The 14,182-nt window shown below is 61.0% G+C and carries 17 protein-coding genes; all 17 read right to left on the bottom strand.

Annotated elements, in window-relative coordinates; genetic code table 11:
• Positions 1 to 117: 117 nt before the first annotated feature.
• The 17 genes from DEM27_RS31920 to DEM27_RS31845 all read right to left on the bottom strand — a co-directional run bounded on the left by DEM27_RS31920 (position 118) and on the right by DEM27_RS31845 (position 13,994).
• The gene (locus DEM27_RS31920; RefSeq protein WP_109462275.1) at positions 118 to 1,122 is read right to left on the bottom strand and encodes a phage late control D family protein; all 1,005 of its coding nucleotides are present in this window, start codon (positions 1,120 to 1,122) and stop codon (positions 118 to 120) included.
• A gap of 2 nt (positions 1,123 to 1,124) precedes the next feature.
• Positions 1,125 to 1,343, bottom strand: coding sequence for a tail protein X (locus tag DEM27_RS31915; protein ID WP_109462274.1), 219 nt, complete (start codon positions 1,341 to 1,343; stop codon positions 1,125 to 1,127).
• Positions 1,343 to 1,798 (bottom strand): phage tail protein, encoded by a 456-nt coding sequence (locus DEM27_RS31910; RefSeq protein WP_109462273.1) that lies wholly within the window; start codon positions 1,796 to 1,798, stop codon positions 1,343 to 1,345. Before DEM27_RS31910 ends, DEM27_RS31915 begins: the two co-directional genes overlap by 1 nt.
• Positions 1,795 to 4,128, bottom strand: a complete 2,334-nt coding sequence (locus DEM27_RS31905) for a phage tail tape measure protein (protein ID WP_109462272.1) — start codon at positions 4,126 to 4,128, stop codon at positions 1,795 to 1,797. The genes DEM27_RS31910 and DEM27_RS31905 overlap by 4 nt, the downstream gene beginning before the upstream one ends.
• Positions 4,125 to 4,253, bottom strand: a complete 129-nt coding sequence (locus tag DEM27_RS35055; protein ID WP_280954551.1) for a hypothetical protein — start codon at positions 4,251 to 4,253, stop codon at positions 4,125 to 4,127. The genes DEM27_RS31905 and DEM27_RS35055 overlap by 4 nt, the downstream gene beginning before the upstream one ends.
• Positions 4,253 to 4,759, bottom strand: a complete 507-nt coding sequence (locus DEM27_RS31900) for a hypothetical protein (RefSeq protein ID WP_109462271.1) — start codon at positions 4,757 to 4,759, stop codon at positions 4,253 to 4,255. Before DEM27_RS31900 ends, DEM27_RS35055 begins: the two co-directional genes overlap by 1 nt.
• Before the next feature lie 90 nt (positions 4,760 to 4,849).
• Positions 4,850 to 5,401, bottom strand: coding sequence for a phage major tail tube protein (locus DEM27_RS31895; protein ID WP_109462270.1), 552 nt, complete (start codon positions 5,399 to 5,401; stop codon positions 4,850 to 4,852).
• A gap of 12 nt (positions 5,402 to 5,413) precedes the next feature.
• A complete protein-coding gene (locus DEM27_RS31890) occupies positions 5,414 to 6,670 on the bottom strand; it encodes a phage tail sheath protein (protein WP_109462269.1) in 1,257 nt (418 codons plus the stop codon).
• Positions 6,671 to 6,878: 208 nt separating this feature from the next.
• The gene (locus DEM27_RS31885; protein ID WP_109462268.1) at positions 6,879 to 7,508 is read right to left on the bottom strand and encodes a DUF4376 domain-containing protein; all 630 of its coding nucleotides are present in this window, start codon (positions 7,506 to 7,508) and stop codon (positions 6,879 to 6,881) included.
• A 1-nt stretch (position 7,509) separates the two neighbouring features.
• Positions 7,510 to 8,442, bottom strand: a complete 933-nt coding sequence (locus DEM27_RS31880; RefSeq protein ID WP_109462267.1) for a DUF7483 domain-containing protein — start codon at positions 8,440 to 8,442, stop codon at positions 7,510 to 7,512.
• Entirely contained in the window at positions 8,442 to 8,957 is a 516-nt protein-coding gene (locus DEM27_RS31875; RefSeq protein WP_109462266.1) for a hypothetical protein, read from the bottom strand. Before DEM27_RS31875 ends, DEM27_RS31880 begins: the two co-directional genes overlap by 1 nt.
• On the bottom strand, positions 8,957 to 9,964 hold the full coding sequence (locus DEM27_RS31870; RefSeq protein WP_205909007.1) for a hypothetical protein: 1,008 nt from the start codon (positions 9,962 to 9,964) through the stop codon (positions 8,957 to 8,959). The genes DEM27_RS31875 and DEM27_RS31870 overlap by 1 nt, the downstream gene beginning before the upstream one ends.
• Entirely contained in the window at positions 9,964 to 10,185 is a 222-nt protein-coding gene (locus tag DEM27_RS31865; RefSeq protein WP_109462265.1) for a hypothetical protein, read from the bottom strand. Before DEM27_RS31865 ends, DEM27_RS31870 begins: the two co-directional genes overlap by 1 nt.
• Positions 10,182 to 10,565, bottom strand: coding sequence for a hypothetical protein (locus DEM27_RS31860; protein ID WP_109462264.1), 384 nt, complete (start codon positions 10,563 to 10,565; stop codon positions 10,182 to 10,184). Before DEM27_RS31860 ends, DEM27_RS31865 begins: the two co-directional genes overlap by 4 nt.
• Positions 10,562 to 11,485, bottom strand: a complete 924-nt coding sequence (locus DEM27_RS31855) for a hypothetical protein (protein WP_109462263.1) — start codon at positions 11,483 to 11,485, stop codon at positions 10,562 to 10,564. The genes DEM27_RS31860 and DEM27_RS31855 overlap by 4 nt, the downstream gene beginning before the upstream one ends.
• Positions 11,451 to 11,645: a hypothetical protein gene (locus DEM27_RS31850; protein ID WP_109462262.1), complete on the bottom strand. Its 195-nt coding sequence runs from the start codon at positions 11,643 to 11,645 to the stop codon at positions 11,451 to 11,453. Before DEM27_RS31850 ends, DEM27_RS31855 begins: the two co-directional genes overlap by 35 nt.
• A gap of 12 nt (positions 11,646 to 11,657) precedes the next feature.
• Positions 11,658 to 13,994 carry a hypothetical protein gene (locus tag DEM27_RS31845; protein WP_109462261.1) on the bottom strand — a complete coding sequence of 779 codons (2,337 nt, stop codon included), beginning with the start codon at positions 13,992 to 13,994 and terminating at the stop codon, positions 11,658 to 11,660.
• Positions 13,995 to 14,182 lie beyond the last annotated feature (188 nt).

The following is a 14,182-nucleotide window of genomic DNA, read 5'->3' as shown; positions in this document are numbered from 1 at the left end:
ATAAGTCAGGATTCATGGGGTTTAGCGTTGTAGCGTGACGCGGTTTTCCGGAATTTTGTCACGAGAAATCGGAAAAATGTAAATTCCGAACCCGCTGTCAAAAGTCGATGTGGATGTTCACTTCACCCTGTTCTCCACCTCCACGGTCATCAGCCACCCGCCATCCTGATCGAACGAGATCGTGTGCTCAATCGACGAGGCGACCAGGTCGGCGCCATCCCGGCTGGACCCAAAGCCGGAAAGCTTCACCGGCGCGCCACCCATCGCCGACATGCTGCCATCGGTCTCGAACGAACCGCTCACGCTGCCACGCGCCTGCTCGGCACCCTGGGCTTTTCCTGCCTGCTCGGCCTCCTCTTTCGTCCTGGCAGGATGGAGGTTGAAAAACCGCGACGCGGTGCCGATTGAACTGCCTTCAAAGAGTTCTTGAATGCCCTTCAAAGGGTCAAAAAAACTTGCGGCAATATCCTTGTACTTCGGCCGCCCCTCCGACGTCAGGCTGAAGGAATGGTGCTCGCGAAATGGAATGACGATCGTTGGCATTGCCTTGCCGCTCGCTGTCGTGCCGGCGTTTCGTTTGGGGACAAGCCACCGCTCGCCGGCGATTTTCAGCGTACCTCCGTATTCGGAGACCAGCTCGTTGACGAAACCAATCCGCGATTGGTTCCAACGAAGCCTGTACGGGATCTGGATGTTGGCGATCGACGGGTCGACTGAAGCCGATCGGCCGGCGGCGCCGGCGATCTTGGACACGATGCCGCCCACGGTCTCGTCGTCGAAATGCTCACTGTCCATTTCCTTGTCGCCATCGACGAAATCGCTGGCACGGGCTGTAATCGTCAGCTCGTAACCGCTCTCCGGATCGCCACCGAGCGTATCGGACTGATAAGTATAGAGCCCGCCGTCGCGCAGTCCGCCGCCTTCCCAGCCATAAAGAAGCCTGTAGCGCGTACCCTCGGCCGGGCTGTTTGGAAACGGCGGACTGACGGCATAGGTGATTTCCAGTTCGTCGCTCTCGCCGCCGTCAACGTCTGTCCAACGAACAGATTTCAGAGCCGGTCCCCAACCTGGAACGAGATCCAGACCGCTCTGGCCTATTACCTGGACGATCGGCCGGCGCATGACTACTCCCACGCCAGGACTTGGTTCACCGCCGGCGCAGGATCGAAATCTGGCGGTGCGATGATGATGGTACCTTCCGGCACGATGCCATTGACCGCGGCGGCCGATAGACCAGGGTTTGCGGCGAGCAATGCCTCGACGGCGCCATTTCGCTCAGTTTGAAGGAGCCGCTTTGCAATGCGGTCGAGCCGTTCTCCGCCATATCCGACAACTGCCTGCATCAAAGACCTCCAAAGATACCAGCCGTCACTGGCGCACCGACCATCGGCAGCATGATGAGACCAAGCGTGACATCGACGATACGGCCAACGCCATCGAAAGGATGGAGCCGCTCTTCATCGGTATCCATCGTCTCGATCACGCAAAGCCCGTCGACCAGGCCTACGAAATTCTTGGAGAAGCGCAGGAACGGAACGGTATTCTGGGCCCGATGGTGATTTTCTAAGATCGCATATGCGTCCAGGCCGCCCATGACATGTGGGGCGGTCTTCACTTCAATCGTTTTCGTGCGCGCGCCCAGACCGGTGCGTTGATACGAGATCCCGGCCGGTGTGGGATGAGCCGGGAAGCGGGCTTCGGACGAATGAGAAAGGCGCTGTGGATTGAGCCCTCCGATCGTATAGAGAACCGCTCCGCCGATGGAGATCAACGGTCCGTTGGGCTGAAAGACCGTCATGCCGTCCTCGGCCCCATATCGGAGAAGGCCCGGCTCTGGGCCATCCGGACACTACGGTCGGCCTCCCGCTGTGCCCGCAGGGCTGCAACGCGGCTGTTCGGAGAGCTGATGTGCTGGGTGAGCTTGACGTTGCTGGACTGGGACGACGTCACGGAGGAGTGCTTTTCGCCGGTGCCCGAGGTCGGCTGCGCTCCGCCGACGCCGCCAGGTGAAACATAGGTTGGCGAGATCGTGGGAGATACGGTGAAGCCCAGAATGGATTTGATGTAGTCGGCAATGCCCTGCGCCTCGGCTTTCGCCTTCTCGCCTTCCGCAGCCAACGCCTCGTTATAGCCACCCATACTCTGCTCGGCGGTACCGCGGAGATTGATACCCATGTCCTGGCGGAAATCGAAATCCGGGTCGGCTGGTCCGCGACCGAAGAGGAGCCGTTGCTGGCCAGATGGCCGTGCCTTTTCCTCATCCCGCTCATCTGGAGAGAGGCCACCGTGCTTCTTTTCAGACGAGCCGAAAAAGCTTTCGATGATTGCGCGGAGGCCGCTGTTTTCAATATCGGCAAACCCGGTCAAATGTTTTACCGGTCCGATGCCTGGAATGCCGCGCATGACAGCATCCAGCGCGCCTTGCCAGAAACCGCCGCTGTCTTCGCCTTCCATGGCGTTGGACATCGCATTCATTGCGGCCGTCAGCGGAGGCAAAGCATAGGAGGCAAGATAGGTCGCCTTGGCCGCAACGTTGGCGCTGAAGCGATCGAAGGCCGAGGAAGCGTTGTCCGTCGCCTTCACAAAATCCTCCATGACTGCGCCCGGGTTTCCCTCCATCTCCTTCATCAGGCCGGTCACGTCCTCAAGGCCGGCAAGCGCTGCTTCCAGGCCTGCCAGGGACTGAACGTCCGGCATCAGCTTAGCCAGCTTGAAACCGTCGGTACCGACCTTGGTCTTGATCTCCTGAAGGAGAGCGAGAACCGGCGACTTGCCCTCGATGACGGCGCTATTAAGGGTCTTTTCAGGATTGATGCCAAATCCCTTCGCATTCTTGATGAAGTCTTGGGCACGGAACTTGCCGAGCATGTTTTCGAAATTGACGGCTGTCTCATCAGAGTTGCCAGTCCTCTTGCCGATCGCTTGGCCGAGGGCAACGAGCAGCCGCGTGCCCGACATTCCATCCTCGCCGAGTGCCGACATCTTGGACGCGATGGATGGAAAATGCTTGGCAATATCCTTTACCTCGAACTTGCCGGCCTTGCCGCCGATCGCAATCGCATCGTAGGCGCCCATCATCTGATCAGCGCTGATGCCGAAGGTATTGCGAAGCGCTCCCGTCGTATTGGCCGCGTCCTCGGTCGAGGCTTGGGTTGCCTTCGAAAAGATGATGGCGTTTTCCGTCATGGCGGCGGCGTCTTGAGAACCAAGCCCGCCTGCCATCAAAGTACCGAACACGTTCATCGCATTTTGCGAGCCTACACCCTTGCGTGCGCCGATTTGGGCAAGGAGGCGATCGTAGACGGCCTGATCTTGCTCGCTGTATCCACCCATGACCATTAATTGGTCGCTGGTGAATTCGTCCTGGGCGGCTCGGCGGATAGCGTCGCCGGCGATGACGCCTCCCGATGCGATGGCCCCGCCGACCATGTAGCCGACGCCGGCATTAAGCGGAAGATAGGCGTCTAGACCGGATCGCTCATAGGCAGCGGCGCCGATACCTGGGCCACGAACACCTGTCACGCCATCGTGCCTGCGATAGGGCACGCCAGCGCCGTCGTGCATCCGCACCTGATCGAGTTTGTTTTTGGTTTCCGTTGCCTCGCGGCCGATCGAGGCGATCGCCTCCCGAGCGCCGGCGGCGTCTGATTTCAGATTGCCAAAAGCATTGTCATCGATCTTGCCGATCGCGACCTTCGTTTCATTGGCCTCGGTCTGCAGGCCGCGCAGCGCGCCTTCAGCCGTATTGGCCTCGCCTTTAAAGTTTCCAAACCCCTCGCCGATGCGTTGAATGGCGAGCTTGGCATGCGTCGCTTCTTCGGAAATCTGCCGGACGGCGCCTTCTGCCTTTGTGGCATCGACCGTCAGCCCGGAAAAGCCATCGCCGGTACGGCCTATGGCCTGGCGCAGCTTGTTGGCCTCATCCTCTATCGCACCAATCTTCCCCTTGGCGCTGTCGGCCTGACGGCCGACCTTCGCGAGATCGTCCGAAAGTCCGGAGCCGCCCTTTGTGCGACCGAGCTGCTCGACCGCCTTCTGCAGTTCCTTCAGATCGCGTTCGGCTTCCTCGGCGGGGCGAGAGAGTTGATTGACCAGCCGGAGCTTGAGGGAGACATCCATGTCGCTCATTTCCGGCGACCCCACGTTTCGTTGTAGATCGAGATGGCCTCAGGGTACCAGCGCAGGGCCTCGTCCCACGGCATCGAGCGGACGGCCATGAGCGGCGTCGCGAAGGATGCCGAGATACGTGCCATCACTGCTCGCCATTTGGCGAGGTCGATGATGGCGCGGGCGGGTCGATCGGCACCCTCCGGAAGTACCGGGGCAAAAAATCGTAGCAGACCTTGGTCACCGCCTCGCCATCGACGTCGATCAGACCGCGCAACACCGGAGCCGGAATGTTGGTCTGCAGGGCGTAGATATCGAAAAGATCGGGCATCCCGGTTGGGCGGTTATCCAAGAGGTCGCCGATTTCGCCAACCGTCAGACGGTGCACACGTATTTCCTTCACGATACCAAGATCCGGATGTCGGAACGGATGCACCAGCTGGATGACGATGAAAGGTTGGACGACGCCGGAAACATCGAAATCGAGCTTGGCGATCTCCCGCGTCCGCGACATCGCAGGCGATGCCGGCGCTGTATCCGCCTTGACCTCCTCCGGCCATGTCTCGACCGGCGGCAGCGTGATCTCTTCAACGATCACGTCGTTCGGGTCTTTTTCGGAGTTTGGGGTAATGATCGTGGTCTTGAGCTGCACGGGGATCCTCCTCAAGAAATAAGGCCGGCCGCCATTCGCGGCAGCCGGCCGAGTTGGCCGTCATTTGCGACGGCACCAAGGCAACAGAAATCAGATCGCCAGCAGGCGATTGTGCTCGGCGGTATAGTTCTGACCGTCGATGATCAGAATGTTGTTCTGGGCATCGAACTTGTGGATCGTCCGGCCGTCGACGATGTCGTGATACAAAACGATCGACTGCCAGCGCAGCCGCGTAGCGGCACTGGCCTTGAGACCCTTGACTGCCCCGGGGGTGTAGGACGTCAGAAGGCCCTTCAGGAAGACAACACGGCCCAGTGCGCGCGCCGGCGTCGGCGTCGTCGGGTTGACGTCGCCATTGCTGGACGCCGGGAAGACGTTGATCAGCTTCTGGAAGTAGCGGAGCGTCGTCCAATCGCCGGGATCGCGGCCGAAGTGCACACGCAGATCTTCATATTCGCCGTTGACCGTCTGTTCGCAGGACAGCGGCCTGATTTCGGCGGGCAGATCCAGGCCGAAGTAGCCTCCGCCCATCACGTACTGGACCATTTCGCGTTCAAGAACGGGCAAGGTGGTTTCGTCAACCCGCTGCCACTGCTTGGTTTCGTCGCAGTACCAGTTGGCACCATAGATGAGACGATCCATGTCCGCGCTCCTTTAAGCCGTGACGACGATGTTGGAGGAGCCGAGCTGTCCGAGCGCCGCGCCGATGTTATCGGCAAGCAGTTCGTACGCTTCCGGCTGCGGCTCGGTGTAGATCTGCAGGTCGACGAGGTCCGGTGTCTCGGCGAACGTCATCTTGACGCGCAGCGCACCGGCTTCGAGCAGCGTGGCCGGATTGAGCGACTTGGACCAGTAGAGCTTGTAATCGACGAGCGCACCGAGCGTTTTGAGGTCCATAAAATACTGGTCGGCCGAGCGATAGATCAACGAGACGGTTCCCGGCCCGATATCTTCCGCGTTGTATTTTCGGAAGGGTCGCAGCAGCGCCTTGTCGATCGCCTTGCGCGTGCGAATGCGCTTGACCGAACGCCAGCCGACCGTGGTCGGGTCGGTCGCCGTCGTGAAGGGGTTCCATAGCAGGGAACCCTCGATCACCGTGCCGACGCCGCGCTGGGCAAGATAGTTGGCGTCGCTGGAAATCTCGCCATCCTGGTAGCCGACAGGCACCGACGTACCGAGGATACCTTGCAGCTGACGGTTCCACGACGCCTTGAACGGGGTGCCAGCCTCCTTATCGCGCCGCACGATCGCCGCGGCGACGTTCGGCGACAGAGGCCGGGTGACATTGCCGGCGCCGAGGTTGACGATGGCGCTCGGATACATGCCGATTATGTTGAGGTCGGCCGCGAAATCTTCCGCCCAGGTAACGGCCGCCTCGCGATTGGTGCCGGTGGTATTGGCGACGACCATGCAGTCGATGATCTTGCTGGCGACGGACGATGCCGCCGTGACGGCCGCGTTGGCGGCATTGCCGATCCGCTGGCTGTCATAGCCGGGGATGATGATCAGGCCCGGCTCGATCTTCAGTTCCGACTTGGCCTGCAGCAGCGCCCAGACACCGGTCTGCGCTCCGGCGGAACCGACGATGGCGTTCATTTCTGCGTCGAGTTTGTCTTCCGGATCGCTTTCGGTGGAGTGCTGGGTCCGGACGAACGCGATGTCCGTGACGATGCCTTCGGAGGCGATCTGGTTGACCGTATCCTGGACAATGCCGGCACCGAGCTTGCTGATGTCTTCGGGGTTGTCGAGCGCGATGCGCGAAAGCTCACCGATCGGATACCTCGTGTTGTCTGCATTCGGCGCAGGCAAGGGAATGCCGATGGCGGTGCTGTCGCGCGTATCGATCTTGGCCAACGACGAATTGAGGTTTGGAAAGACGCGTACGCCTACGTAGTTCGTGGTGCCAGCCATTACATGCGTCGCCCTTCAAAGTGAGTTCAAAACTCGTTTGAAGGCAAGCTACGGGCGCGCGTGAAAATTCAGGGGGTGACGCGCGTCACCTCTGCGGCGTAAGCTTGGGGCAATCTCCCAACGGTAACTGAAGGCGCCCGCCTCTGATCCATCTTGGCGGCCCAAACTAAAGGCGCTTTCGGGCGCCTATTTTTTAGGCCACAGGCCTCTACGGCCACCACTGATCATCAGCATAATCCGCCGGGATCGGCTCCATGGCTTTGAGCGCCCGTTTGGCGGCATGGAGTGCCTGCATGTAGATCTTGCCGGCATCGACAAGCGCGATGACCTGTTCCGGCGTCAGATGGTGATCGACATTGTCGCGGTCGGTGAACAGCAGCACCGGCGCTGAATAGCCGGCCGTCACCATATCGCGTGCGGTATCCTTCAGCGCGAGCAACACCATCTGTGTGCCGGCCGAGCCCTCCAGGGCGACGTCCCCATATCCCGCTACCGCAAACACCCTGCCTGTCGCTGCGCGACGGTCATGTTCGGCATTGATGTCGTCAGTAGGCGGTGGTGGCGCATCGGCAAGCATGTCGACGAATTTGACGACGCCATCGACGCGCTGGACCGAGGTGGAAGCAACCACTTTGCCGCCCGGCACGGGATCGGCCGGGGCCGGGCGGTAAAGGCTCACTTCCGAAAGCTCGTCATCGCTCCAGGAATACTCGATGGAGAGCGGAAGCGTGACCAGATCCTCGTAAGCCTCACCTTCTTCCGGCTCGATCAGCTTGGGGATCGGCTGGCCGCGCCAGGCAACGAAAATATCCGGTTCTTGTTCGTGGTAGAGGGTCATGTCACGGCTCCCTTATCGCCATGTAGAAGTATTCTTCGCCGGAGGCGTTCATGTCCGTGTTTGTGCTACTGACAACAAAGCCAACCGAGGATGTTTGGACATTGTATGCGTCCTCCGCAAAGTTGAGGTTCGGGTACAGAAATGGAGCCGAGGAGCTAAATCCTCTGGCCGTATCGTACATACGCCATCCACCGGATCTGCTTGTTGGCCTTGTCAAAAGGAACTGTGGTCGCCACCCCAGGCTGACAGGATTTCCCATGCCGTTACCAGTGTAAACACCGCAACGGATAACCCCTGACGGGTCGGCGTCGGACGCGAAGAGGTAGGCCACGTAATCATTGCCGGACAAGTTGACGTCACTTGTGCCGGTTATCTGGAATGCCGTTGCATCGGCGCCAGCGATGCTATTCGACGTATTCGAGAAGACTGTCGTATCAAAACGGCCGAACCTGTTGATGCCGTCAGGCACATATGTGAGCCAGGCGTTGTTGGCGCGGCGCTTTATAATGAGCAATCCGGGCGCGACACCAAGGCTATGCGCTATCGATCTGGACGACGATCCATTGCCCGTGTACGCAACGACGTCGAAAAACCTCGCAGCTTTTTTAAAGCCCCAATGCACATAGCTGCCGCCGGAAGCGTTGATGTCAGCATCGGTCCCGAGCGTGGCGCCATTGCTCAGAAAAGCCGTAAGGCCGGCGGCGACGGTTGTTTCCCCACTCGTGCTGTCGGTTGCAAGCTCTTTTGTCACGCCGCGAGGCTTGTCGTAGAGAGCATGGCTCGCGGCTGCGTCACGCCGCTTGATCCAGTGCAGATCGGCGTCGATACCGGTCACAAGGTTTCGGCCTGCGCCTGTGCCCGTGTATAGCGTTGTGGCAAACAACTCGGCAATGTTCGGGCCGCCACCCCCCATCATCATCGATGACTGAAACATCAACTGTATGCCTTTGTGTAAGCGGCGCGAATAAAGGTCGATGACACGACATGATAATCAATGGCATCGACGGCGCCGCTTGCCGTTGATGGCGTAGGAGCCGAGCCGGAGAACTTCCAGTAGCTCCCGAAGGCCAATGTTCTGTTGGCGCCTGAGAGCGTGATGATGATCGACCCCTTCTGCCCGGCCACCAGATTGGTCGGGTTCGCCAGGGTGCGGTTGCCTGCCATGGTGAGCGTAAACTCGTTGGACAGCGCGAAGTTTGGCGTGATGGTTGCGCCGTCGGTGAGAGCAACCGGCGCAGCCCGCTGCGCCGCCGAGAATGATTGCGCGAGATCGAGCTTGGCCGTGTCGATGTCATAGGGCTGCATCTCGACGAATGTGTTGACACCGGTGGCAACCACCAGGCGATCGTCATCCGTCAGAAAATACAGCCGGCCTTCGACGAGCGCATTGGCCGACACCCTGGTGTTGAGCGTTGTGCGCGTGCCTTTGGGGACAAGAAGAGAACCCATCAGAATGTGCCCCCGTCAAAGACGACATTAGAGATCGTGCCGCCGGAAATGCTGACGTTGCTCGACGACTGTTGCGCCATGCTGCCGAGTTCCAGATTGGTGCGTGCCGCAGCGGCGTCGGTCAGATCGGAAAGGTTCGCGGATTTGGCCAGCTTGCCGGCAACGGTGGTGACGAGCGCCGAAAGCGCATCGTCCTGGTCGCCGAGTTCGTCGGCAAGCTCCTTGAGTGTGTCAAGGGCGCCGGGCGCGCCGTCGATCAGGGCTGCGATGGCGTTTGCAACGAATGCTGTCGTGGCAAGCAGCGTCGAACTGTTTCCCGCCGAGGCTGTCGGCGCGGACGGCGTGCCGGTGAAGGTCGGCGATGCCAGCGGCGCCTTGGCATCGAGGGCCGATTGCGTGGCGTCGGAGATCGGCTTGTTGGCGTCCGACGTGTTGTCGGCGTTACCGAGGCCGACATCCGCCTTGGTGACATTGTCCCATGCGCCGGAACCGGCCGTCGCTCCCGCCTTCAGGAACTTGCCGTTGTTGCCGGTGCCCGTCGCCGGGACATGCAGATTGCCGTCACCGGAGGGATGGGAATAATTATTGGCGTTCGAAGCGATACCGTCGAGCTTGCCCTTGTCGGTCGACGACATGAAGCCGTCCACACTGCTGGTGGCGTTGCCCGGTTTGCCGTCGACACCGCTCCACGGCACATGGTCGGCACTGTCGGCCGCATCGACCTTGCCGTTATCGTCGCTATCATACTCGGACTTGAGCATGTCGCCGGCGCCGGCGTCCGACATGGCGTCGATCACATATGCCTTGGTCGCAAACGTGCCTGCACCCGCGAAGGCGCGAATGGACGTGGCATTGCCGGAGCCATCGTCGCCGAAACCGATATAGACGGTGTCGTCGGTCTCGTTGTAAGCCACCTGCCCCGACAGGAGCGATGACGGCGCGCCGGCCGCGCCGCCAGAGGCTCGTCGCGTGACCTTAAACACGCCATCCATTACAACTGTCGGCATCAGAAATGACCCCCATTAAAGATTATTGTTCCAGAGTTCTGCAGGGTGCCCGGCGGACCTTGCTCGCCTGGATCTCCCTGTCGCCCTGGTGGCCCGCGCCGCGCCGGCACCTGCAACGCCACAACCTCGCGCAGCGGCGGCATGTAGGCCGTGACGACGTGGCGGATCTCGGCACTGGCCGTGACCCTGCGGCACTGCATGGTAACGGCGATCCTGGTCATGTCAGCAACTCCGCCGGCGGTCCTGGTTGTTTTGCCAGCGCCCCGGCAAAATAGTCTTCGGCCTCGCCTTCGGGCGCCTTGAGGTCGATGAGGTATTGGATCGGCGCCGTGACATCGCGCAGCGCCTCAGTCTGCGCAACCGACATCACGATGACAGGAATGACGGCTGCCCCGCCGGGAAGGCCGGCGATTTCCTCGAAGGTCACCCCGGCGTCGTTGGTCAACGTGAAGGCTTGCCCGGCCGTCCAGATATGCATGCGGATTGTCCAGGCCGGCCAGTCATCCGGCCGCTCACCATCGAAGCGGATGTCGAGATCAAGCCGCCAGGAATAGCCGGGCGTGAAGCGGACCGCTTCTGTAGGCAGGGCGGCGCGGCTCAAAACGTGCCTCCATTAAAGTTGCCGTCCATGGCGGTAAGGTCCGTGCGCAGCTGACCGATCTCGGTCCGTTGTGCCGGCGTCACGAACACACGGGTTGCGCTCTCGGTGACGGATGCCGCCGGCACCCCGCCGGACAGCCAAGCCTCGATCTGATCTTGGACATCTTCCAAGGCCGCTTGCGCATCGGCGATTACTGTGGCGATCTCGGCAAGATCGATGCCTTCCAGCTGCTCGAAATATGCCGCGATCTGGGCGGCAGTCTGGGCGCTCGCGGCAGCCTCGTCCGCTTTCGTGGCGGCAACCGCCGCCTTGGTTGTCGCCGTTGCGGCTGCAGGAACTGCCGCGCCTGCGGCGGCAACCGCTGCATCACGCGCCGCAGCGGACTGATGGAGCACTGCCAGCCCTGCTGCCGTCGACCCCGCCAGCGCGCCGATCACCCAGTCGCCGTGCGGCCCGGCGCTACCTTCGAAGGACAAAACCTCGCAAAGGTATTCGCCGTGGTCCCGGTCGTAGGCAATGGTCCTGGCGATGCCGTAGTCATCCGGCGTCGTTTCGCGGGTCAACGCCGTGAATGGCGCCGGCGTGAACAACTCCCGCTCGACCGGATCATCGAGGACAAAGGTCAGAATGTTGCCGGCGCCAAGGGTGCGAAGCGACGAAGACCGCGCGACCAGAAAGCCGCGCTCGGTCAAGGTGAACACCTTCTGGATAGCCGGCAGAAGGATGTCGTTGACACGCGCCAGCACGAAGGTGCGCAGATCCTCGGCGACCTGCTCGCTGGATCGGGACGCCAGCTCCAGCGGCTTGAAGCGGTTTTCGAGGATCTGCAGCAGGCGGGAGATCGCCTCGTAGTCGAATTTTCCAGAAGGCTTTAGGCCGAGCTGGTCAGCGATCGAGCGGCTGAACTGCGGAGACGCCATCGGCATTGTCCTTGATGATGCGGCCGGTCAGGGTGGCTTTCTGGCCTGGCCGCACCCATGCGCGGCCGACCTTGAACGGGGCGGCAATCTCGACCTGGTAGCGAGCATCGTCATCGAGATCGTCATACGGATTAGCGGGTTTCGCCGGGGCCTTGGCCATGGTGCTCTCCTTTTAGGTAAACTCGACATCGACACGTTCGGAGACGTGGTAGACCCGCGCCGAGCCGCCGGTTTCGCCGGTGATTTTGATTTTGAAGCTCGACACCGGAGAGCCGAACGTGAAGCTCGCAACAACCTTGACCGCGTTCTCACGGGCAGGATCCACCTGGATGATCTGCGCCGAGGGCGTGACTGTCGTCGTGTACGAGCCGCCGGTGAGCAAGACGACATCGATGTCGTGATCGTCACTGTCCCAGTTCTCGACCAGCAGGGTGACTGTCGCCTCGTCCATGGGCGCCGGCATGGTGCGCACCGTGGAGATATGGCAAAGATCTTCGTCCGGCCGCGATAACGTCACCTCGGTGCGGTCCTCGCCGAGACCCAGCGCCGGCATGACATCGGTGGTGCCGACGAAGTTGGCGCGGATCGGCAGGATCGACGGCAGGTTACTCAAGAGCGCCACGTGCGCCGCAGCCTCGGCGAGCGGCACCCACTTGGCTCCGACGCGCACGTCAAAATCGAGCTTGCTGCCATCGGGAATGAGAGCGTCGAGATTGAGCTTGACGCTGTCGATACCGCCGGCAAGTTCCAGCGCCTTGAGCGAGACCTGTACGATCGGCGAGGTGAAGCTGGCATAGACGGCCTCGAAAGCCATGTCGACAGACGGATCGCCCTGGATCCAGCTGCCGTCGATCATGTACTGGATGTTGCCCTGGGCCAGCTTGTTGCCGGCGACCGTGGCGACAAAGTGAGCACCGTTGGACATCAGCACCACGGCGTAACGCTTGCCTTTTTGCTGGAAGATCGGCTTGAACCGAACCTCCGTCTTGGCGGGATAGATGGCGATCGACGCCGGCGGCACCACGTTGGACACGAGCACGGCATTGAGATCCGGTTCGTTGCCCTTCATCTCGCAAACGACATAGCGAACATCGCCGGCCGACGCCTTGCGGGTGAAGAACCAGTTGAAGCCGACGAGATAGCCGTCCTGCGAATTGAGCATCGTCTGCGCGACGATCGATCCCGTCACGTTCTCGGTCGAGACGACACGGTCGGTGTAATAGTCGTTCATCGTCTCTTCGGTGAACTTCCGAAGCGTGACGCGCTCATAAGCTTGTCGGGTGCCGGCGGCATAAGAATAGGCGTACAGAGGATCGTAGTTGGTGTAGTAGTTCACGACCTCGTAAAGCTCGCCGTTGCGCTTGAAGATCGCGCCGACCTGCGACAGGGACATGCCGTTGACGCTGGCGGCCGTCTTCCACCAGCTGTCATTCGAGCCGCCCTGCGTCTCTGTGGTGGAGTAACGGCGCACGGTACGGGCTTCGGTGCGCTGCACCAGCTGCACGGTCTGCACGGTGGTGTTGGTCAGCGGATATTCGCCGTCCTTTCCATTCGCGGAAAGCCTGATGACGGTCGAGAACTTCGGCAGGGCCATGCCATTGTTGACGATGACGCGGTCTTCGATCGGATTGTCGAGTTCAAGAGCAACGACCGCTTCCGCTGCTGACGGAAAGCGCAGCCCCTGTTCGGTGCGGGCCGAATAATCAGGGTGAGCCGTATCGCTTTCGTCGTCGGTCCAGAAGATATCGCTGCCATAGGCGGCATGATCGTCCGGCAGATCGACACGTTCCTTGACGCGCGCCAGGTCGTAGGACATGGCCGAAACCATCGCAAAATCGGCCTTGGCGCGCAGTGCAGCGGCAAGGCCGGAGATATCGGTCTTGAGCGTATCGATCTGCGGCCCGACTTGGGCAAAGCGGCGGGTATGGTCGGCGATCTGTTCGGAGTTGCCGTAGATCGATGTGACCTCGTTGGCAGTGATGCGGGTGATCGAGGCAACGCCGGAAGGCGTCAGCAGCACGTTGGCGACGGCAATATAGTTCGACTGAATGGCCGGCGCCTGCGGCGTGGCGTTTTCCTGGCCAAGAACGAAATCGACATAGGCCTGGCGGCGGTTCTCGGTCGAAAGCTCGGCGCTCTGGGTGTCCTCGCTCTCGACGTCGACCAGTTGCGTCCGGGGCTCGACATCGGTGTTGATCGTGTTGCCGTAGACAATGACGGTGGCGATCTTCTGGGCGACGGCCGGCAGGTGCTGCAGGAAGTCGAGCGTCTGGCCGCCCTCGGCATCGAAGCCGAAGATGGCGCCGGACGAGGCGAACAGCCGCCCGACACTGACGCGCACGACGGACTGGCCGGTTTGCTCGGCAACAAAGCCTGAATAGCGCCCGACCGGAAAGCCGCCGAGATCCTTGACGACGTTATCCATGCTTTCGCGCGGGAAATTTCCGAGATTGTTATAGTCTTCCAGCGTCACTTGCTGGTTGTCGGTAAAGTTGACCTTGCGCTGCATGCTCGCTCCCTCAAAGTCTGTTGGGCACAGGCGTGCCGATACGGGTGGATTTGTCGAGTGGGTAGCCATCGGCATAGGTGCGAGGGCGAACGGTCTCGAAGCTGACCGCGATGCGGTCGGAAAGACGTTTTGATGCGGCCACTGCCGACAGCAGCAAGGCGCGTCGACCGGATACGGACGGCCCGATA

The organism is Rhizobium album, assembly GCF_003122325.1.
Lineage (GTDB): Bacteria > Pseudomonadota > Alphaproteobacteria > Rhizobiales > Rhizobiaceae > Metarhizobium > Metarhizobium album.
Note: the sequence above shows the minus strand (reverse complement) of the source record. Positions and strands in the feature narration are given on the sequence as shown.